Origin of the sequence: Peptoniphilus catoniae (assembly GCF_901447155.2) — a bacterium.
GTDB classification, from domain to species: Bacteria; Bacillota; Clostridia; order Tissierellales; family Peptoniphilaceae; genus Peptoniphilus_E; species Peptoniphilus_E catoniae.
This window is the reverse complement of the sequence record NZ_LR588413.1, coordinates 26,339-45,373: the sequence shown is the minus strand read 5'-3', so window position 1 is coordinate 45,373 and position 19,035 is coordinate 26,339. Positions and strand designations below refer to the sequence as shown.

Sequence of the window (19,035 nt, the reverse complement as noted above, 5' to 3'; positions counted from 1 at the left end):
GTGGTACCACCTTAATTCCCGCAATGCGGCTTAAAGAATTTAACGATTCCCCGTGTAGATTTCTACAAACTAAAAAGCAACCTTCATATACTTGGGACAGTAGCTTACACCCTCCGCTACCTCTCTTAAGTCTTAGATATATTACTCCTCTTTTTTTACGTATATATTCAAACTGTAAGACCATTATAATTTTAAGAAATTGTCTTGTCAAGGAAGGGTTTATCTGGGGATAAATCCCATTTTCTTATAAACCTTTCTAAGGGTTTTATTTGCTAAATAGCTTGCCTTATCGGCGCCCTCCTTATAAACCTTCTCAAGGTAAGATTTGTCGGATCTTATTTCTTTAAAGCTTTCTCTTAAAGGTCTAAGACCCTCTACAATTACATCTCCAAGATCTGCTTTAAATACACCATAACCTTGGCCTTCATATTTAGAAACTATATTCTCAACACTTTCTCCTGTAAATGAAGAATAAATATTTATAAGATTTTTAAGTCCCGGTTGGTCATCCTTGTAGGCCATAGAATTTAGTGAATCTGTTACGGCTCTTTTTATCTTTCTTCTTGTAGCATCCTCATCATCGAGTAGTAATATATAGGAATTTTCATCACTGTCTGACTTGCTCATCTTAGCCTCCGGATTCTGTAAAGACATAATCCTTGCTCCTGACTTAGGTGTAAGAATATCCGGCATAGTAAAGGTATCAGAATACTTTGAATTAAATCTTTGTGCAAGGTCTCTTGTAAGCTCGACATGTTGCTTTTGATCTTCTCCCACAGGTACATAAGAGGTTTGATACAAAAGTATATCAGCAGCCATTAAAACAGGATAATTTAAGATACCTGCCATTACCTCCTTACTCTTTTTTGACTTGTCCTTAAATTGTGTCATTCTTTGAAGCTGTCCTATTGAAGATATAGTATTTAATATCCAACCTAGCTCAGCATGTTGAGGCACATGGGATTGTATATATATAATGGATTTTTCAGGGTCAAGACCTGCAGCTAAATACAGAGCAAGGACGTCTAAGGTATTTTTTCTAAGTAATTTGGGATCCTGTGCAACTGTTATGGCATGCATATCGACTATACAATAAAGGCAATTGTACTCATCTTGCAATCCTATAAAATTTTTTAAAGCTCCTAAATAATTTCCTAAGGTTAGTGAGCCTGAGGGTTGAATTCCGCTATAAACTGTTTTTTTGTCCATAATATCTCCTATCTTTTTAACAAAGCATCCATTTTTTCTTGGGCTTTTTTTATAATTTCCTCTTCATTTAAAGTTAAAAGTTTTCTGTTTCTCATTAAAACCCTTCCATCAACAATAACCGTATCTACATCTTCAGATGATGCTGAGTAACAAATAGCACTGATTAAATTATTTCTTGGAGTAAAGTTTACTGAATTTAAATTAAAAATCGTTATGTCGGCAAGCTTGCCTATTTTTATTTCACCTGCATTTATTCCAAAGGCCCTAGCTCCATTTATAGTTGCCATTTTTATAACATCAATTGCTTTTAAAGCGGTGGCATCTTTTTCCACAGCCTTATTTACAACACTTGCAATATGAATTTCTTCAACCATATTTAAGTTATTGTTGGAGGAGTCTCCGTCTGTTCCGATACAAACCTTAAGGCCACCATCAAGCATCTTTTTAACAGGAGTAAAACCGCTGGCAAGTTTTAAATTACTTGTTGGGTTATAGACTGGAAAAAACTCCTTGTTCTTTACCAGATCTATTTCCTCATCTGTTATGTGAGTGCAGTGGGCGGCAATTGTAGGTTGATCTAAAAGGCCTAAAGAGTCGCAAAAGGCTATTGGTGTCATACCCCTATCTCTTAAAGAATCCTTAACCTCAGACTCTGTCTCGGACAAGTGAATGTGAATTCTGTTTCCGCATTCTTTTGCAAGCTTAACTGTATCTTTTAGAAATTTATCTGTTGATGTATAAATTGCATGGGGTCCCGGGAAAACTTTTAATCTTCCTTCGCCTTTACCATTATAATCATCATACAATTTTTTCATTCCCGCAAGTCTTTCTTCAGGAGATGGAGGCCCCATTAAATCCCCAAGCCCTCTTGTAATCATTCCCCTAAGGCCGCTTTCTATAGTTGCCTCAGCAACTCTCTCCATTTCATAATACATATCACAAAATGTAGTCGTCCCTGATTTTATCATTTCAACCATTGACAACAAGGTCCCTATATAAATGTCTTCAGGATCAAGCTTAGCCTCAATAGGCCAAATTTTTTCCTCCAACCACTCTTTTAACTTGTAATCATCTGCATAATTTCTAAGTAGACTCATACCAAGATGAGTATGGGCATTTATAAATCCAGGAAGAGCTAATTTATTTTTCCCATCAATTACTTCACTATCATCTATATGTAAATCTTTTCCTATGTCACTTATAAGATTGCCTTTAATGTAAATATCCAAGCCTTCAATGACTTTTCCATTTTCAACATCAAGAACACTAATGTTTTTAATTAACATATTTACTCCTAACAATATATTTTAAATTTATTTCTTATCCCTTATATTATAACAAATAGATCTTTTTATTAATTTAAAAATTTATTTTTATAAATTTTATTTTATAGTATATGGTAAATCAAGGCGAATGTCTTTTAATATATTTTTAATTAAATCTAAAAAAAGCTTATAAAAAAGTTTACAAAATACAGTTTTTTTAGTATAATGCTTTCGGCTCTTAAAATTATCGCGGCGAGAAATTTATTAGGAGTTGAAAAATTTAATGGCAAAAATGATGGGACCTAGATTTAAACAATCTAGGAGATTAGGACTTAACGTGTGCGGTCATCCTAAGGCTATGAAAAGAGCTACAAAGGGTACTGCAAGAAGCGACAAGAAATTAACTGAATATGGTAAACAGCTTTTAGAAAAGCAAAGATTAAGAGCTTACTACGGAGTGCTTGAAAAACAATTTCTAAGCATTTTTATGGAAGCTAAAAAATCTAAAGAGCAAACAGGTGCAGCTTTTGTGCAACTTCTTGAAAGAAGACTTGACAATCTTGTTTACAGAATGGGATTTGCAAGTTCAATTAGACAAGCAAGGCAAATGGTTACTCACGGTCATATTTATGTAAATGGTAAAAAAGTTAACATTCCTTCCTACAGATGTGATGCAGGAGATGTTATAGCACTTTCTCCAAGAGGAAGAAAAGCTGAACTTTTCAAAGAAAACTATGAAACTAATTATGTAACATCTTATCCTTATATTTCTAAGGAAGAAGACTTTAAGGCTACATTAGTTACTCTTCCAAATAGAGAAGATGTACCTATTGAAATTGAAGACCAACTCGTTGTAGAATATTACTCTAAAATATAAGATAAAAGTGATGAAATCTAACCCAATTTCATCACTTTTTTATAAGCTTAAATTATTTAATTTATAATATAGAGGTGATTATTTTGGCAGATGAAAAAACCTATAAAAAATTGGTTACCCTTTACGATGACTTTCATCTTGATTCAATAAAGGCTATGTTAAAGGATGAAGAAATTCCCTTCTCTGAAAAAAAAGACGAAGTCAATACGGATTTAGCACAAATTATAGGAAACCAAATATCAGGCACTAGCCTATATGTTCCTGAAAAGTTTTTACAAACTACAAGAAAATTAATAAATACTGTTTTGGGAATAGATTTTTCCGGATATGAAGAAGAAGAAAAAGAGAAGAATAATTAAATATTCTTCTCTTTTTATATTATTAGTTATTTATTATTAATTAAATGACACCAGTAGTTATTTATTGATTTAAAAATACCCTATAAGCCTTTGATGTCATATAGGCATCAGCCTTAGATACCAACTCAATAGGTGCATGCATAGAAAGCATTGCCGTGCCTAAATCCACTACTTCAGCTCCATGCTCAGCAAGTATATAGGCAATAGTTCCTCCGCCTCCCTTGTCTACCTTTCCAAGCTCTCCACTTTGCCAAACAATCTTGTTTTTATTAAACAAATCCCTAAGTTCTGATAAAAATTCAGCATTTGCATCATTAGAGCCTGACTTTCCTCTAGAACCCGTATATTTTGACATTGCAATACCGTATCCAAGTTTAGCTGCATTTTTAAGATCCATTACATCTTTATAATCAGGATCTACAGCTGCTGTAACATCTGCAGACAACACTTTTGAATTTGCCATAGCCCTTCTTGTGAAAATATCGCTATAGTCTCCCATTGAAGCAATTATTTCAGCAACAGCATTCTCAAAAAATTTAGCTGACATGGAGGTATTACCTACAGAGCCTATTTCTTCCTTGTCCACAAATAAGCTCACAGCAGTAATTTCAGGTTCTTCAATAGCTAAGATAGCTTCAAGATTTGCATAGGAACACACCCTGTCATCATGACCATGAGCAGCAATTAAAGATCTGTCAAATCCTACATCTCTTGCTTTACTTGCAGGTACCACTTCAAGTTCTGCAACTATAAAATCCTCTTCAACTATAGAATATCTTTCATTTAACTTTGCTAAAATTAATTTTTTAATAGGATCTTTTTCTTCATCAATTCCAAAAGTACTATGGCCAACAACTACATTAAGTTCCTCTCCTGAGATAGCATCTCTTAACTTCTTATCATTTTGGTCTGCACTTAAATGAGGTAGAAGATCATTAATATAAAATACCGGATCATTTTCATCTTCTCCAATACTTAACTCAATTTTTTTACCTGACTTAGTAAAAATAATTCCATGAAGTGCAAGAGGAATTGTAGTCCATTGATACTTTTTAATGCCTCCATAATAATGAGTTTTAAACATAGCAAGCTCTCCATCTTCATAAAGAGGCCTTTGCTTTAAATCAAGCCTTGGTACATCTATATGAGATCCAACTATATTCATTCCCTTAGTTAAATCTTTTCCTATAACAAAAAGTGCTGCAGATTTTCCTTTGTTGTTAATATAAATCTTATCTCCGGGTTTAACTCCGTCCTTAACTGCCTTATCAAGACTTTTGAATCCTTTTTCTTCAGCTTTTTTTATAATATACTTACAAGCTTCTCTTTCAGTCTTGGACTCATCTAAAAAATTCTTATATCTTTCTCCATAACTGTAAATCTCATCATATTCGCTTCGATCTACAAATTGCCAAATTGATTTATCTTTATATTCTAAACTTTCGTAATCCATAATTCCTCCTTATATAATTTAATAAATTAATTCTAACACATTGATATTTTACCTTCAATTGATAATAGTTTGCAATTTAAAAAATATTATTCCGTTTAACCATTAATTATTATGTATAAACTTTGCCCTAGATTACATTTCAAAAATAGTAATCTTAAATAACAAATCTATACTATTCACTAAGTAATATTTTCCTAGCCTTTTCATACTTTTCACGTCTTTTCAAGTCTTCACAACTAACAATCTTTAATCTTTTAAGATTCATGTTTTGATCTAAATCCGCAAGCTTTACAGACCTTGCTATAGAATTTGTCCTTATACTTTTTATATAATCAAAATAATCCTGCTTATCAACACGAGTTAATAATATTAGAGCTTCTTTCTCATCTTCTTTTAAAAATTTTAAATCTCCTAATTTGTAATTACTATCTTCTATAACATCATGCAAAAGCGCCACTATTCTTTGACTGTAACCACTTACATTTAATGCAACTTTTATGGGATGAAAGATATAAGGCTTACCACCCTTATCTCTTTGTCCCTTGTGGGCTTTTATAGCAACAAATAAAGCTTTTAACATTCTAAACATTTATTATAACATCACCTATTTTATATTTTATCAGTTAAAAATATTTTTAATATCTGAAATTAGAAATTTAATAATTTAATAATTTAAAAACTTAAATATATAAATTGTTTTATAAGAACCTATAAATTCTAAATAAAAAAAGAAACCTGCAATCCCGCATTCTTACCAGTTTTCAGTAACTTGCGGTCTTTTGCAGATTTCCATAAAATTGATGGTGTACCGTAGAGGATTCTATACCAAATTCCGCAATTCCTGTAAATTAGCCATTCTAAAATCTATTTTCTCTCTATGGTGAAAATATGGTGTAAAAAGGTTATATGCTATAAAAAAATAAGCCTGGATTAATCTCCAGGCTTTTTCTTACTCATCCTTAAATTCTTTTGTGTCTATAATATTTGTTATATCTGTCGGCTTAGAGTCTGCCATACCCTCTGCAAGCATGTATATACATAGACCGCCTATAGCTGATATTAAGGCTACTATTCTTTCTGTCGTTTCAGGGTCTGCATTTATAAAGGCTATTATTGCTATAACAACCGTACTTATACAAGCCCAAAACTTTCTACTTGCTATTTTCCTTATAAATTCTTTTTTACTCATTTTTTAACTCCTTGCTTATTATAGTATCTTTGCTTTTTATTAAGCTTTTTAAATTCTTCTTCTGTTAATAATCTTTGTATGGCTGTTTTATAGTCTTTATTATAGGGATATTTATTATTGTCTATTAGTTGCCTAACCTTTAAGGCATCTTTTTTTGTGTGCATATGAGCGTGTTGTTCGTATTTTCCGCCCTCTCTTTTTATCAGCCATGGTCTTTCTAGTTTAGAAAGATATTTTATCGACAAGTCCAAATAAACACCTCTTATATGTGGGTTATTTTGATTTTGTTTTTCTTCTTGGTCTTTTATTGGTCGTCTATGGTATAAAACCTTGTTTTTGCCTATATTTTGTGGCTCTCCTTTGATTTAGACTTCTTTTAGTGTTATGGCATGATTAAGTGTCCTATTTGAGCTTACTATATGGTCATTTTTATAGGTCATTTGTGTTGAACCTCCTCCGTCTAGTGCTATTAATCCGTCAAAGGCTATAGGGGAGTTTAATATTATATCTTTAAAGGTTTTAAGGTAGTAGTCTTTTCCTGTTATGAGATAAACCTTGTTATCTTTAAAGCCTATGGCGGTGTGATTTGTTTTTCTTAATACGTCTGAATAGGCTCCTGTAAATCCTTCTTCTGTTGGATTGTAGTCGGGATATAATTCCAGTCCGGATATCGCCCACTGTATTTTGCTCTTTATTTCTTCTTTAGCATTATATATTTTGTCTATATGACATCCTCTTCCGTTATACCATATTGTCCCTCTTTTTAGTCCTTCATAGTTTGATACATAGGAGTTTTTAACAAGTTCTTTACCCTCGTTTATTGCTAGTGCATATATCTCACTACCACCTATTTGGTAAAAGCTTCCGTTTATTCCGCTTTTATCTGTTTTATGAAGAGGAAGGTTATTTATCTTTGATATTTCTATGTTGTCTGCTCTTGTTTCTATTATGTTTATTCCGTCTATATAGTAATATCTTGCTCTTCAGGTTGGCGGGTCTTCTTTTTTATTGCCTATTGCTCTTAGTATCATTACCGCCGCTTCTTTTCTTGTTATGGTGTCATCAGGTCTTGTTCCGTCTGTTATTTTTTTATTTATTGCTTCCTGGTATTCCTTGTCAAAGTCTGTCACTTTATCCTCCTCTTTTCCGAATTCTGAATCTTTTGATAAGTCTATTTTCCATTCTATTGGCTTTTTTATATCTTCTTTAAATTGCCACCATTTAGACCAGTTGTTTGCCCTCATATGACTTGGACAAGATTTTCTACTTGCATCATAATGTCTTACTACTCTTTCAATAGGGATATTAAATTTCTTCATTAAGTTTTTAGCAAGTTCAACTGTATTTTTATACATTTTAGAATAATCTCCGTCAGAATTAATGCACATCTCTATTGATAGGGAGTTTCTATTTCTTATTCCGTATTTTCCATTACCATCACCAACAGCACCTGCGGCTAAAGAATCTCCTACATATTGAACGATACCTGTATCATCAACAAAATAATGAGCACTTGCACCTCTTTTATTATTCTCAACATAGTTTCTGTGATTTATGGCATTAGCACCGACATTAGTGTTGCCTGTATCATGAATTACTAAATATAAAATTTCAGGATTTTTTCCCCTTGTATATGTGTTTCTTTTTATAGGTCTATATCTGAATTTCATTTTTCACCTCATTTACTCCAATAAAAAAGGCAGGTCTAAGCCTGCCCTATTATTTTCCCAGACGGTCAATCTTTTCCTCCAAGCGTATAATCATTTCCTTAATTTCCTCATTGTCCTTACTATTCTTAATCTGTGTAATGTCATTCTTCATATCTAGCATGAAATGCTCCATTCTTTCATGATAGGTCTTACTTTCTCGAATAACACTTGTATTGGCTTCTATGACCTTGGTGATCTTCTCTATTGTTTTAGGTGTCTGCCATAAATACATAGCAGCTATAACTACCAATACACCAAAATTGACTATCGGTTGATAAAGCTCCAACATTTTATCACTTCCTTTTAGGCTTAATATTATTTAGACCTCCTCTATTAAATCTTGCCTACCCTCTGCTACAAGTATTGCGTTAGTCTCTTCTTGAAACCTTTGATACATCTTAAAGCCGAATATTTGCTTGTATTTAAAAGTACCGTCCATTAATCTAAATGCTATAAACATTGCCATTTTACATTCCTCCTATCATCAGCATTAAATCTGCCATTGCTTTTTCTGTTGCTTCTAATCTTTCTTCTATGTTTGAGTTTTTAGGTTCTTCTTTAATTGTTGGATAAATAAATCTTTCTTCTTTTTCTATTAACTCTTTACACTTAGCTACAATAAAATAAGAGGTGATTTCCGTTACCTCTTCCTCAATAATCTTATTATTCTCTATTCTTGCCTTGTCTGTTCCCTCAATAGTGAAGTTGACTTTCTCTTGAATTTCATCTCCATATTGGTCGTACACCTTAGCTGTTAGATTATAAAAGTCTACATAAAGTTTTATTGCCTTTGATGTTTCTAGTTCTATATCTTCTAACTTGCTTATATCTCCCATATAGTCTTTTTTATCTGCATTTTTTAAAAGTATATAAGCGTCTTTTAATATTTCTTCTTTTGGTCTTTCATTGTCTGCAATATATATTGTCCCATATTTATTGTCATCGAATAATAGACTCACCTTTTTATAGTTTTCTATGTTTGAATATTCTATTAATTTCAATTTATCACCTCTTAATCAACTAATTCTAAGACAGGACGCCAACCCTGTAAACGGTGCAAGTAAATTGGATTTTCAAGCGTCTCTTCCATCGTCGCATATGAAACCCCCTTTCCGCCACGAACCAAGCGAGTGCTTTGACGGGTCCCATACTCTTGGCACCAAGAACGAGCACCATTATCCGTACTACCTGTACACAAATCACTATCTTTATATCCATTATTCCAATTTTCTGTAGGTGAAACTACATTTTCTGGATTTTTCCAATTAGAAGGAGCGTTTTCGTGAATGGGAAGCATAAGTCTATTCCATTCAGAATTATAATTAATGGATCCATAGTAATATTCTTGATCACCTTGTTTGCCCTCAGTCTTACCTTTCATAAGTCTAACTTTATAGGTTTTACCCTTTATATTTATTCTCCTATTGCCAAATACAGCATTTACAGCATTAATGCTATTCCAGGGAATTAAGTATCTAAAAGGTTTCTTAGCTACATATTCAACCTTACCTAAATATGAGAATTTAAGCCAAGACTCATTAGAAAATTGACTAGTTCCAGCAGTTAAACCTATTTGTCTTGCCAATTCATCTCCAGTTATAAGCAAGCTAGATGGACATTCTCCATAAAAACCCGCTTGTAAATTTCCACCTATAAGCTTAGTAGGGTCTGCTTCACCTTGCCATATCACCTTATTTCCATTTAAGACCTTTGATATATTAGTGTTTAAGTTTTTAATCTCTTTAATATTTCTACTATCCATATCATCACGCCTTTAGAAAATAGATTTTATTTTCATCATTTTGTTGTGTGGGCGATAAAGCGTTGTATTCTGTTTCTGTTAGTATTACTTGTTCTTTTAGGTTTGCCAGTTTAGTTTTTTCTGTATCACTAACAGTCCTATTATTACTATCACTTGTCATCTCTGATAGTTTAGTTTTAATATCAGTCTTCTTTGCATAAGGTGTTAGGTCAGGTACAGTATCAGTATACTTAGGGTCATCAGGTATAGCTTGAACCTTAGCTTTTTCACTATCGTTTAGTGTTTTGTGTCCTGCGTCCTCTTCCATTTCTGATAGTTTAGTCTTAATATCAGTCTTTTTTGCATAGCCTGTTAGGTCTACCTTAGTATTTCCAATGATTTCCCATTTTGCACCTATCCACAAATATTCAGTATATACGTTGTTAGTGTCGCTTTTATTTTTTAATAGATAAATAACATCATCTTGACCGCTTGACGGTAGAGAATTAACAACTTCTTTTTTAAGCTTTTTAGAATTATTAATTAACCCTTGTATCTCCGCCTCAGTTTTAAAGGTCTTATCATTTTCTAAATCTGAAAGCTTTAAAACTACATCTCCCACTTTATTGTTTACTGAGTTTACCTTATTTTTTTCTGCTCCATCTTCAATATTTGCCAGCTTACTCTTTTCTGCGGCCGTTATTGTTTTATGTTCATTATCTTCTAGAAGTTCAGATAAGTTTTTAGGTATTTCAGTTTTCTCTGCATAAGCTTTCAAGGCTTCTTGCAGCTTAGGGTCTGTTACATACTGATTTAGATTTCCACTTGCTATTATTTGATTGACTTCATCTTTCGTTAGATTTAACTGATTTATTAAATCTCTAATTGACTGTTCTGTGTTCTTAGCGTTAGTATCAGTCTCTTTTAAAGTCGTATTTGTACTTGTAGCGGTACTGATACTATTGTCTAAATCATTCTTTATACCTACAGCATTATTTAAGCTTGTAGCAAGATTTAACTGTAGACTGCTTCCTGTTGCAATTTTGTTTGATAAACTGTCGGATAGTGTTTCGCTTTGACTTTTTAGACTTTCAAGCTGTGTCTTAGCATTATTGGCGGCTGATGTTGTTTCCTCTAAAGATGTTTTTATTTGTCCTGCTGCGGTGTTTGCCTCTTCCAACTCTCTCTTAGTTGTTTTAGACTCCGCTACTTTATTTCCCAGGTCTGTAGCTGTTTGCTTGCCCTCTGCAATTTTTGCTTCTAAATTAGTTAAGTTTGTATTGGCTTTTGTATTCTCCTCAACTAAGGTGTTTTTAATACTTTCTACATCATCTTTAAAGCTTACTGCTTCATTTAAAATGTTTTGAGCATTTGTTGTAGTAGTCTCCAAATCGCTTTTAATTTCAAGGGCTCTTGCCTTACAGGCTGCTAAGTGTTCTCTTGTGTCCGTTCCCTCTTTTATTCCAACCTTTAAAGATAAATCTACATTCTTAGCCTCTTCCAAAGTTTTATCATAATCTCTTAAAAACTCCGTCGCCTCTGCTATTTGTTCATATTGAATTACAAGATTGACCCCCATAGAAGAACCAGCTTCAACACCCTCTTCAATATGCATATCGAATATTTTTGAACCGATTTTCCTATCGTCTTTTTTTAAGATAAATTGTGCTTTTTGTATGCCTGGATATTTAAGTTGAGAATTAAATAATTGTAGTTTAAACTTACCTTTTTCCGCATCAATTATTTCTCCATCACAATATGTTACTTCTTTTTGATTTCCAACATAAAGTCTTAAACTCATACCAGTAACATTTATAATCTCATTTCTATCTGATAATATTTGCACTGTAAAGGTTCTTCCGGTATCCGTCTGAGTTGCAAACAATTTTCCGCCATAAGAATTATCAAATTTTAATTTTAATATCTCATCTTGTACCATTCTACCCCTCCTTACATATTTTGTACGTTTCCGTTTTGATCAACTTTTCTTAGTCCATATGGACTTATAATTATTCCTGCTCCTAAGCCTGTTTGACTGCTATTGTTTAAAAAGCCTATAAACATACCATATGGACTATAATCGCTCTCTCTATATGGCATGATAGCAAAGTCTCTAGCCCAGTCTGCATTAGCAACTAATCTAAATCCAATACTGCCATTAAAGTTTATGTCAAGTTTGCTATTGGCATTACTGTAATAATTGTTGCGGTTAAATTGCATATATGGTCTACCCTTACCATCTGCAATAATAAAGCCGTTATTTTCACCATGAGCAATAACAAATTCACCCCAGCTTTTATATATTCCGCCTAAGAATTGACCATTACTGACGTTTACAAATTTAATATTTCCACCATAGGACGTGTTCCCCTCTATGTCGTTCCATAATACAGACTGCCAGTTGTCCCCATTGCTTCCTCTATTGAATATTCTAAGGCCGTCAGTTGCATTTATTTCAACTTTTACAAGCCCGTCGCTTCTTATTGCTTGGAAACCGTTTTGTGCATTTATTTTAATTCCGTTATATAATTTATCTTGAATTACAGCCTTTTTAACATCTGCTACTCCATCTTTAACTTCGTTTAAATCTATTGTGTATTTATATCCGTCTTTCTGATAAATCATTATCCCGTTTTTGTCTATTTGCACGACATTATTATCTGCAGCGACTTTTTCAACTTCTTTTCCAATAGAAGTTTTGTAAAAATCTGAGCCTACAATAATATTTTCAGCGTTTACTTTTGCAAACTCTCCAAGTGTGCCTACAATTCTTTCTGCAAGTATTCCGTCTCCAGTACCAAATGTTTTAAAATCCCATTTACCGTTAGAGTCCTTTTGATTAGCTATTGCCATTTTACCTGCTCCAATGTAAATAACCTTTGTTGGGTTTTTGTCTATTGGTCTATCAAAAGAATAATATCCTGCAGGAAGACCATATTTATTTCCTGCTTTAAACTCGTAATTGTATCCGTCTTCGTTGAAGAAAGTATTTTTTAATCCTTCCCTCATTTCGTTTATAACATCGTTAAAGGTCAAATTAGCGTTATTTGCGACTTCTGTAACTCTGCTATCCAAATCCTTTAATCCGTTTAAAATCTGCTTGTTTTTCCTAACTTGGCTATACTCTAAATTATCTCCCAGTTCAATTTTTGTTGCACTTGGATTTAAAAGGTCTCTAGTAATTTTAAAAACTCTTGATGAGTAATAAATGTCTAAGTCGTGCCTAATTATGTTTATAGTGTCGCCCAAGTAAACAGTTCCAAAGTCGCTTATATCTGCCTCAAATTGTACTAAAGGTCTACTATTTGCTACCAACTCATCATAAGTCGCTTGCAGCAATTCTTTCGCATCTTCTATGTTCTCTTTTTTAACTAACTTAAATCTTGGCGTTCCGTCAGAATAACCGTATTTTTCAGTCAATTCTTTTATCTCAACATACTCTTGACCTAAAGGCTTGTCTACTGGGTCCCCCTTTGCCTTACTCCACTCGACTTCCTTAAAATCAATTCTTCTTCCAAATCCGCCAGTAGATTTTCCACTTGCATCAAATTTTTCTTCGCCTTTGCCTCTTCCAATTCCCGCTGTAAATATATTTTGTTGGTCTTCCTCTTTAACAACCTTTAAAGCTGAGTGCCCATAAACAAATCTTTTATGGGTGATGTAGCCCATCTTGTTATACATATTTACAAATCTCTTGACGATTTTATTTCCCTTGATTTTTACTTTAAATTCAAGTTCCACTCCAAAGGTATCAATAAGCTTTCCGAGAGCATCCAACCTTGTAATATCGTATAAATATAAATCTTTCTCAACTGTTCCCTCTGCAATTCCAGCTTCCCACCTACTACCATTTAAAATAGTCGCTAGTGCCTTTGCTGCGGTGGTATTTTGCATTCTAAATTCTCTTAAATACCCATAGCCTTTAAAATCATCATAAGCTATATTAATCCCCTTATAGTGGTAAGATGCATCAGAATTTAAGAAGTTGATTAATTTATAAAAATAAAAATCTTCTTCATTATTTACGTCTGCATGCGCTACAAATTCTACATCTTTCATCTTATTTTTTAAGTTTAAAGGTATTTCAAGGTCTAAAAACATCAAACCATTAAGGTTTTCCTCCTGTTGACAAAATCTCAACTCCCCAGGCTTTAATTGTCCTAATAAATTTTCTTTGTGGTCAAATAAATAAATCATAGCCTAACCTCTCTGTACTCTATTTCTACATCGCAGTTCAAACTCGTTTCTATTTCATCAAAGGTGTTTATTCCAAATTCTTCAAGTTGTGAATGAATATCCAAATATTTATAAAAGTTTTCGTCTCCCTTGCCCCTTATACTCCAGTCATTAAAATCAATAATAATAAAATCATCTGCAGTAAAGTTCTTATCAAAGATAATTCTTTTTCCGTCTGTAAGATTTTTCAATATTAATTTGTCCCCAACTGCCTTTAAATTGATTTTTATTTTTTCAATTTTTAAAGGATATCTAGTGTCTTTTGTGATTTTTGTTCTTGTATTAAAGTTTATTTTTTCAAGGTCTACTTTAAATTTAAAAGGATTAGAAACTTCAAAACTTATACTGCAGATTGCTTGCAAATTATCTTCCTGTGGGCTTTCAACTTTTGTTACTGTTCCCCAATAATAAAATTCTTTATCGTCGGTAAATCTTATCTGAATATCTTCCTTGTCTAAATAATAATTAAGTTCTTCAAATTTACTAAAATAGTCTTGTTCATCTTTCGCTTTTAAAACAAATTTAATAGTAAATTCTCTTGGCACAATACTAGAGGATATAAACCTACTTTCATAAGATGAAATATTTTTGTTTTTGTTTTTATAGGTTCTTGTCCCCGTTCCCGTCTGCACCTTTTTAAATTCAGCCGTTTCTATATTTCTTCCAACTAGCTCTCTACCATAAACCGCCAAGGTCATAAATCCGTTAATTGTTTCATCTAAATTAATTCCGTCAATAATAGTCTGTACCTTGCTTTCTATAGGGTAAGAATGCTGGTCTATATTCCTAAAATCATACATTTTAATCACCAACTATATACTTCTTCAAAATTAGCAATTTTGCCTTGCATGTTTGTAATATCATCAACTACCGCCCTGAAGTTTCTATTGCCTAATTTTAAATTAATTGTTGCAGGTTGCTTTTGACTTAAATTATCGTTAATCTGATAATCAATTTGCGATGCAGCTTTACTCTTTAAGCTATCTAGTTGAGGGATATTATTCATAGGTTCATAGGTTCCTATAATATCATCAACTACATTTTTCATACTGTTTACTGCCGACTTGCTTTCCTTGTCAATTCCTATAGCAAAGCCTTCCATTGTAAATCCGCCAATTTGTCTAAATACCCTCGATGGTGATCCAATTCCTAAAAGTCTTTTTGCCGCACTAATTGCATTGCCTACCGCATTTTTTACCGCACTTATTAATTTACTTGCAAATTGAGTTACCCCTTTAACAAATCCTGTTATCAAATCTTTGCCTACCGATACTGCTTGACTTATAAAGCCTTTTGCCGCATTTATTGAATCTGTAAATCCTTGTTTTACTGCACTAACCAACTGTGCCATTGAGCTTTTAACCTTGCTTACCATATCAGTAAATCCTGAGCTGGTATTAGTTTTCATATTATTTACAGAGGTTTTTACCTGTGAAGAAATTCCATCCCATTTTTCTTTAACATCCGCTTTTACCGCTGTCCATATTTCTTGAGTCTTCGACTTTATACTATTTGTAGTATCGACTACAGAGGTTTTAATGTTGTCCCAAGATGTTTTAGCGTTAGATTTCATCCCTTCCCAGTCGCTGCTTAATTGTTCTTTTAAACCGCTGATTTTTTCTTTTGCACCATCTTTAATCGCCGATGCCTTATCTGTAACAGTAGTTTTTATGTTATCCCAAGACGTTCCCGCAGCGGTTTTTATATTATCCCAAGTTGTACCTATTTGTTCTTTTAGTCCGTCTATCTTTTCCTTTGCACCGTCTTTAATTGCAGTAGCCTTATCTGATACTGTTGTCTTTATATTATCCCAAGCTGTAGCTGCATCCTCTTTAATGTTAGTCCAGGTTTCAGACATCTTATCCTTAAAGCCGCCCCACTTTTCTTTTATTCCATCAACTACACTTCCGACTTTTTCAGTTATTCCGTTCCAAATATTACTAGCCCCATCTTTTATTGCTTGCCAAGTTTTAGACATGAAAGCTTTTATCTCATCCCAATGCTTATAAATAGCTACTGCTGCAACTGCTATTCCTGCAACTAAAAGTAGCCAAGGATTTGCTGCAAATAAACCGATTAATTTTCCAAATCCTTTTGCAACTAATTGTACTGTTCCTACCATATCTTTAAATTTACCTATCACAGTACCGACTATCATAAGTAGAGGTCCGATTGATGCAACTAGCAGTCCAATTTTAACTATCGTCGCTTGCTGTTCAGGGCTTAACTTATTAAATGCTTCTGCCCATTCTGTTATTTTATCAACTATTTTTTTTATTATTGGTATTAGAGTTTCAGATATTGCAATACCAACCCCTTCGAGTGCGGACTTCATAATTGTAAAAGACCCCGATAAATTATCTTGCATAATCTTCGACATCTTTTCAGCGGTTCCTGAAGAATTATAAATTGCATCGCTTAAACTGTTATATTCTTCTTCACTTGCATTAATTACAGATAACATTCCAGACATAGCATTCTTTCCAAATATTAAAGAGGCCGCTTGTGCTTGTTGAGTTCCGTCTAAGTTTTGAAAAGCATTTCTAAAAGTTGCCAAGGTTTCATCAAGGGATAATCCTTGCACGTCTTCAACAGAGAGGCCAAGCATTTTCATTCCGCTTTCTACTTCTTTAGTGGGCGCAGCTAATCTTGTTAAGGCGGTTCTTAAAGTTGTACCTGCTTGTGAGCCTTTAATACCTGCGTTTGCCATAAGTCCAACTGCTACTGCAGTATCTTCTGCGTTATATCCTAGAGCCCCTGCTATTGGTGCTACATATTTAAAGGTCTCTCCCATTAATCCTACATTAGTATTGGAGTTAGTTGCTGCTGCTGCTAAAATATCTGCAAACTGTCCTGCATCTTTTGCTTGCAATCCAAAGGCTGAAAGTGAATCTGTAACAATATCAGATACCATTCCAAGTTCTTCACCACTGGCTGCTGCCAAGTTCATAACTGCGGGTAAACCTTCAACCATTTGGTCGGCTTTCCAACCTGCCATACCCATATAGGATAGGGCTTCCGCTGACTCTGTGGCACTAAATTTTGTTGTTGCTCCCATTTCTTTAGCTACTGCGGATAGTTTTTCCATATCTGCTGAGCTTGCTCCTGAAATAGCTTGCACCTTACTCATTCCCGCTTCAAAGCTAGAGCCCGCTTTTATTGAGGCTGCACCAATTCCAACTAAAGGAGCGGTAACTCCAAGTGTCAATCCCGCACCAACTCCTTTTAAAGTGCTTCCAATGCTTGTCATATCCATTGCACTACTTTTAAATTCATTTATAGAGGCCATCGCTCCCTTTAGTCCTTCTTGAAAAGACTTCCAGTCTGCAGATAATACGGCTTTCACTTCATAAACTTCCATCTACTCACCCCCGTTCATTTCACTAATTTTGTTATAAATATTAATTTCCTTTTCGCTTATTTCTATTTTTTTATCTTCAACTTGTTTCAATTCTTTTTCATAATCAAATAAATCTTTGAATTTTCTATATACGGGTTTCCCTTTCTTATCGTTTGACCTTGCTAAGGCACTTTGCCAAGCAATAAAAGAGGCAATGTATCTCTTATCAATTTGATTGAGACTATAAGCCTTTAGCATTACCTCAAAATCCGCTAAGGTTGTCGCTTTTATTTCATCAATAGACATTTGAGGGTACATTCTCTTTACCAGTACCAAAACATCGAAATATGTTATGCGTTCGCTTTTTCTGCTTGTTTTTCTTTCGCTTTTAGAATTTTGCTCACTTTCACTTTTGTAAGAGGTTGCTTTTTTAGGCAGTCTAAAGCCTCCTTAAAAAATGCAGTAAATCCTTTTTCATCTAATGAGCCAAAATATTCTTCTATTTCATCATTTGAGGGCTTTTGCTTTTCCAGGATAGTTCCCGCCCTAATAAAGTTAAGCGCTACTATTAAATCCTCTTGTTGCAATCCCAAAACAAGCATATTTAAACCAACACCATAATCCATCATTCCATCAACATTTACCTTGTAAATTCTGTCTAGATAATCTATTGAGGCAAAGCTTATTCTAATTTCATAATCTCTATTTCCAAGTTTTAATATCATAATTTCTCCTCATTTAAAAAGAGAGTGGATTTTCTCCACTCTCTTATATCGTCTTAGCTTCTGTATCTGTAAATTTATATTGGACTACTTCTTGTTGTTCTTGTGTTAGTGTAACTTCGCCCTCTTGGCCTATTCCGGATGTAACAAAGGTAGCTTCAAGTTCAATTAAATCTTCTACATTAGCTGACTTATTAAATTCTGTTACTATACCTTGTCTGTAAATGGCAGGGTACTTGTTTCCGCCACCCTTATTAGGTGTAACATCAACTTCCCATACTTCTACTGTCTTGTTCTCTACAAGCGCCTTATCCAGCATCTTAGCTACAGGGTCGTCTTTTGCCATGATGCAGTTAAAGGATATTTCCTCTTCCATACCTTGTCCTACTGTTACAGGTCCGTCCTTTGTTTCTGTAACATCGCTATCTCTTGATTTATCGACAGAATGTTCAGTTTGAAATGCTAATTTTGCAGCCTTATTTTTTGCTGCATCTTCTAAAAGTCTAAATAATAATATTGAATTTTTACCTTTTAAAGCTTCCATATTTCCTCCTAATTTACTAAAAATGTAATCTCTAAAACTCCATGCATAAGTGGAGTATCCGTTGTGTTATCAGTAAGCATTCTATAAGTCATTTCTTTTATTAAAATGTTTCTTTTAAATGCTAATTCTTTTTCTCTTATCATCTGCATATACTTTAAGATTAAGTCGCTTATCCTTCGCCTTTCTCTAAAATCGTTGTGGAAAAAATGTACCCTTTGAGTTATATTTGCAAAGACCACAGATTTATTTACGATATCGTTTGAAAATTGTTCTCCAATAAATATAAAGGGATAAGCCGTTTCTTTGCCTGGCAAATAATCATATACTTTGCCATCAAAAACATCTAAGGCTGTATTCTTACATAACATAAATACACTTTGTTGAGGTGATA

22 protein-coding genes and 1 other annotated feature (1 of these 23 running past the window's edge) are annotated in these 19,035 nt (G+C 33.6%); of the genes, 2 read left to right on the top strand and 20 right to left on the bottom strand.

Annotation, left to right across the window (positions count from 1 at the left end):
* Positions 1 to 167, bottom strand: a binding site (T-box leader) (it extends 16 nt beyond the left edge of the window).
* A gap of 52 nt (positions 168 to 219) precedes the next feature.
* Together trpS and PEPCATONIAE_RS00390 are read right to left on the bottom strand one after the other, a co-directional pair.
* Complete coding sequence (trpS, locus tag PEPCATONIAE_RS00395; protein ID WP_138158794.1) at positions 220 to 1,209, bottom strand: tryptophan--tRNA ligase; 990 nt, start codon at positions 1,207 to 1,209, stop codon at positions 220 to 222.
* 8 nt (positions 1,210 to 1,217) lie between these two features.
* Positions 1,218 to 2,495 (bottom strand): amidohydrolase, encoded by a 1,278-nt coding sequence (locus PEPCATONIAE_RS00390; RefSeq protein WP_138158793.1) that lies wholly within the window; start codon positions 2,493 to 2,495, stop codon positions 1,218 to 1,220.
* A 262-nt stretch (positions 2,496 to 2,757) separates the two neighbouring features.
* Between PEPCATONIAE_RS00390 and rpsD the strand changes: the two genes are divergently transcribed.
* Positions 2,758 to 3,351, top strand: coding sequence for a 30S ribosomal protein S4 (gene rpsD, locus PEPCATONIAE_RS00385; protein ID WP_138158792.1), 594 nt, complete (start codon positions 2,758 to 2,760; stop codon positions 3,349 to 3,351).
* Positions 3,352 to 3,434: 83 nt separating this feature from the next.
* Positions 3,435 to 3,710, top strand: coding sequence for a hypothetical protein (locus PEPCATONIAE_RS00380; RefSeq protein ID WP_138158791.1), 276 nt, complete (start codon positions 3,435 to 3,437; stop codon positions 3,708 to 3,710).
* Positions 3,711 to 3,771: 61 nt separating this feature from the next.
* Here the strand turns inward: PEPCATONIAE_RS00380 and PEPCATONIAE_RS00375 are convergent, their stop codons facing one another.
* The 18 genes from PEPCATONIAE_RS00375 to PEPCATONIAE_RS00290 form a co-directional block, all read right to left on the bottom strand.
* Positions 3,772 to 5,163, bottom strand: a complete 1,392-nt coding sequence (locus tag PEPCATONIAE_RS00375; protein WP_138158790.1) for an aminopeptidase — start codon at positions 5,161 to 5,163, stop codon at positions 3,772 to 3,774.
* A 172-nt stretch (positions 5,164 to 5,335) separates the two neighbouring features.
* Positions 5,336 to 5,752 carry an HD domain-containing protein gene (locus PEPCATONIAE_RS00370; protein ID WP_138158789.1) on the bottom strand — a complete coding sequence of 139 codons (417 nt, stop codon included), beginning with the start codon at positions 5,750 to 5,752 and terminating at the stop codon, positions 5,336 to 5,338.
* Positions 5,753 to 6,112: 360 nt separating this feature from the next.
* Positions 6,113 to 6,352, bottom strand: a complete 240-nt coding sequence (locus PEPCATONIAE_RS00365) for a hypothetical protein (protein WP_138158788.1) — start codon at positions 6,350 to 6,352, stop codon at positions 6,113 to 6,115.
* The gene (locus PEPCATONIAE_RS00360) at positions 6,349 to 6,603 is read right to left on the bottom strand and encodes a hypothetical protein (protein WP_138158787.1); all 255 of its coding nucleotides are present in this window, start codon (positions 6,601 to 6,603) and stop codon (positions 6,349 to 6,351) included. The genes PEPCATONIAE_RS00365 and PEPCATONIAE_RS00360 overlap by 4 nt, the downstream gene beginning before the upstream one ends.
* A 114-nt stretch (positions 6,604 to 6,717) precedes the next feature.
* Positions 6,718 to 7,224, bottom strand: a complete 507-nt coding sequence (locus tag PEPCATONIAE_RS08740; protein ID WP_428842292.1) for a phosphodiester glycosidase family protein — start codon at positions 7,222 to 7,224, stop codon at positions 6,718 to 6,720.
* Positions 7,225 to 7,335: 111 nt separating this feature from the next.
* Positions 7,336 to 8,022 carry a peptidoglycan recognition protein family protein gene (locus PEPCATONIAE_RS00350; RefSeq protein WP_138158786.1) on the bottom strand — a complete coding sequence of 229 codons (687 nt, stop codon included), beginning with the start codon at positions 8,020 to 8,022 and terminating at the stop codon, positions 7,336 to 7,338.
* A gap of 49 nt (positions 8,023 to 8,071) precedes the next feature.
* Complete coding sequence (locus PEPCATONIAE_RS00345; RefSeq protein WP_138158785.1) at positions 8,072 to 8,350, bottom strand: hypothetical protein; 279 nt, start codon at positions 8,348 to 8,350, stop codon at positions 8,072 to 8,074.
* Between the two features lie 30 nt (positions 8,351 to 8,380).
* The gene (locus PEPCATONIAE_RS00340) at positions 8,381 to 8,527 is read right to left on the bottom strand and encodes a hypothetical protein (RefSeq protein WP_180339325.1); all 147 of its coding nucleotides are present in this window, start codon (positions 8,525 to 8,527) and stop codon (positions 8,381 to 8,383) included.
* A 1-nt stretch (position 8,528) separates the two neighbouring features.
* On the bottom strand, positions 8,529 to 9,062 hold the full coding sequence (locus PEPCATONIAE_RS00335) for a hypothetical protein (RefSeq protein ID WP_138158784.1): 534 nt from the start codon (positions 9,060 to 9,062) through the stop codon (positions 8,529 to 8,531).
* 11 nt (positions 9,063 to 9,073) lie between these two features.
* Positions 9,074 to 9,751 (bottom strand): hypothetical protein, encoded by a 678-nt coding sequence (locus tag PEPCATONIAE_RS00330; protein WP_138158783.1) that lies wholly within the window; start codon positions 9,749 to 9,751, stop codon positions 9,074 to 9,076.
* A gap of 76 nt (positions 9,752 to 9,827) precedes the next feature.
* Positions 9,828 to 11,741, bottom strand: coding sequence for a BppU family phage baseplate upper protein (locus PEPCATONIAE_RS00325; protein ID WP_138158782.1), 1,914 nt, complete (start codon positions 11,739 to 11,741; stop codon positions 9,828 to 9,830).
* Positions 11,742 to 11,752: 11 nt separating this feature from the next.
* On the bottom strand, positions 11,753 to 13,999 hold the full coding sequence (locus PEPCATONIAE_RS00320) for a phage tail spike protein (RefSeq protein WP_138158781.1): 2,247 nt from the start codon (positions 13,997 to 13,999) through the stop codon (positions 11,753 to 11,755).
* Positions 13,996 to 14,838 carry a distal tail protein Dit gene (locus PEPCATONIAE_RS00315; protein WP_138158780.1) on the bottom strand — a complete coding sequence of 281 codons (843 nt, stop codon included), beginning with the start codon at positions 14,836 to 14,838 and terminating at the stop codon, positions 13,996 to 13,998. Before PEPCATONIAE_RS00315 ends, PEPCATONIAE_RS00320 begins: the two co-directional genes overlap by 4 nt.
* Positions 14,839 to 14,843: 5 nt before the next feature.
* Positions 14,844 to 17,399, bottom strand: a complete 2,556-nt coding sequence (locus tag PEPCATONIAE_RS00310) for a phage tail tape measure protein (protein WP_138158779.1) — start codon at positions 17,397 to 17,399, stop codon at positions 14,844 to 14,846.
* Complete coding sequence (locus tag PEPCATONIAE_RS00305) at positions 17,400 to 17,684, bottom strand: hypothetical protein (RefSeq protein WP_138158778.1); 285 nt, start codon at positions 17,682 to 17,684, stop codon at positions 17,400 to 17,402.
* A 44-nt stretch (positions 17,685 to 17,728) separates the two neighbouring features.
* Positions 17,729 to 18,103, bottom strand: coding sequence for a tail assembly chaperone (locus tag PEPCATONIAE_RS00300; RefSeq protein ID WP_138158777.1), 375 nt, complete (start codon positions 18,101 to 18,103; stop codon positions 17,729 to 17,731).
* Between the two features lie 43 nt (positions 18,104 to 18,146).
* Positions 18,147 to 18,644 carry a phage major tail protein, TP901-1 family gene (locus PEPCATONIAE_RS00295; protein WP_138158776.1) on the bottom strand — a complete coding sequence of 166 codons (498 nt, stop codon included), beginning with the start codon at positions 18,642 to 18,644 and terminating at the stop codon, positions 18,147 to 18,149.
* An 8-nt stretch (positions 18,645 to 18,652) separates the two neighbouring features.
* Positions 18,653 to 19,012, bottom strand: a complete 360-nt coding sequence (locus PEPCATONIAE_RS00290; RefSeq protein WP_138158775.1) for a hypothetical protein — start codon at positions 19,010 to 19,012, stop codon at positions 18,653 to 18,655.
* Positions 19,013 to 19,035: the final 23 nt, after the last annotated feature.

Bases quoted from the DNA above. Each gene is read 5' to 3' on its own strand.
- trpS (WP_138158794.1), bottom strand. From the start codon at position 1,209: ATGGACAAAAAAACAGTTTATAGCGGAATTCAACCCTCAGGCTCACTA.
- PEPCATONIAE_RS00390 (WP_138158793.1), bottom strand. From the start codon at position 2,495: ATGTTAATTAAAAACATTAGTGTTCTTGATGTTGAAAATGGAAAAGTC.
- rpsD (WP_138158792.1), top strand. From the start codon at position 2,758: ATGGCAAAAATGATGGGACCTAGATTTAAACAATCTAGGAGATTAGGA.
- PEPCATONIAE_RS00375 (WP_138158790.1), bottom strand. From the start codon at position 5,163: ATGGATTACGAAAGTTTAGAATATAAAGATAAATCAATTTGGCAATTT.
- PEPCATONIAE_RS00370 (WP_138158789.1), bottom strand. From the start codon at position 5,752: ATGTTTAGAATGTTAAAAGCTTTATTTGTTGCTATAAAAGCCCACAAG.
- PEPCATONIAE_RS00365 (WP_138158788.1), bottom strand. From the start codon at position 6,352: ATGAGTAAAAAAGAATTTATAAGGAAAATAGCAAGTAGAAAGTTTTGG.
- PEPCATONIAE_RS00350 (WP_138158786.1), bottom strand. From the start codon at position 8,022: ATGAAATTCAGATATAGACCTATAAAAAGAAACACATATACAAGGGGA.
- PEPCATONIAE_RS00345 (WP_138158785.1), bottom strand. From the start codon at position 8,350: ATGTTGGAGCTTTATCAACCGATAGTCAATTTTGGTGTATTGGTAGTT.
- PEPCATONIAE_RS00340 (WP_180339325.1), bottom strand. From the start codon at position 8,527: ATGGCAATGTTTATAGCATTTAGATTAATGGACGGTACTTTTAAATAC.
- PEPCATONIAE_RS00325 (WP_138158782.1), bottom strand. From the start codon at position 11,741: ATGGTACAAGATGAGATATTAAAATTAAAATTTGATAATTCTTATGGC.
- PEPCATONIAE_RS00320 (WP_138158781.1), bottom strand. From the start codon at position 13,999: ATGATTTATTTATTTGACCACAAAGAAAATTTATTAGGACAATTAAAG.
- PEPCATONIAE_RS00315 (WP_138158780.1), bottom strand. From the start codon at position 14,838: ATGTATGATTTTAGGAATATAGACCAGCATTCTTACCCTATAGAAAGC.
- PEPCATONIAE_RS00310 (WP_138158779.1), bottom strand. From the start codon at position 17,399: ATGGAAGTTTATGAAGTGAAAGCCGTATTATCTGCAGACTGGAAGTCT.
- PEPCATONIAE_RS00305 (WP_138158778.1), bottom strand. From the start codon at position 17,684: ATGTCTATTGATGAAATAAAAGCGACAACCTTAGCGGATTTTGAGGTA.
- PEPCATONIAE_RS00300 (WP_138158777.1), bottom strand. From the start codon at position 18,103: ATGATATTAAAACTTGGAAATAGAGATTATGAAATTAGAATAAGCTTT.
- PEPCATONIAE_RS00295 (WP_138158776.1), bottom strand. From the start codon at position 18,644: ATGGAAGCTTTAAAAGGTAAAAATTCAATATTATTATTTAGACTTTTA.
- PEPCATONIAE_RS00290 (WP_138158775.1), bottom strand. From the start codon at position 19,012: ATGTTATGTAAGAATACAGCCTTAGATGTTTTTGATGGCAAAGTATAT.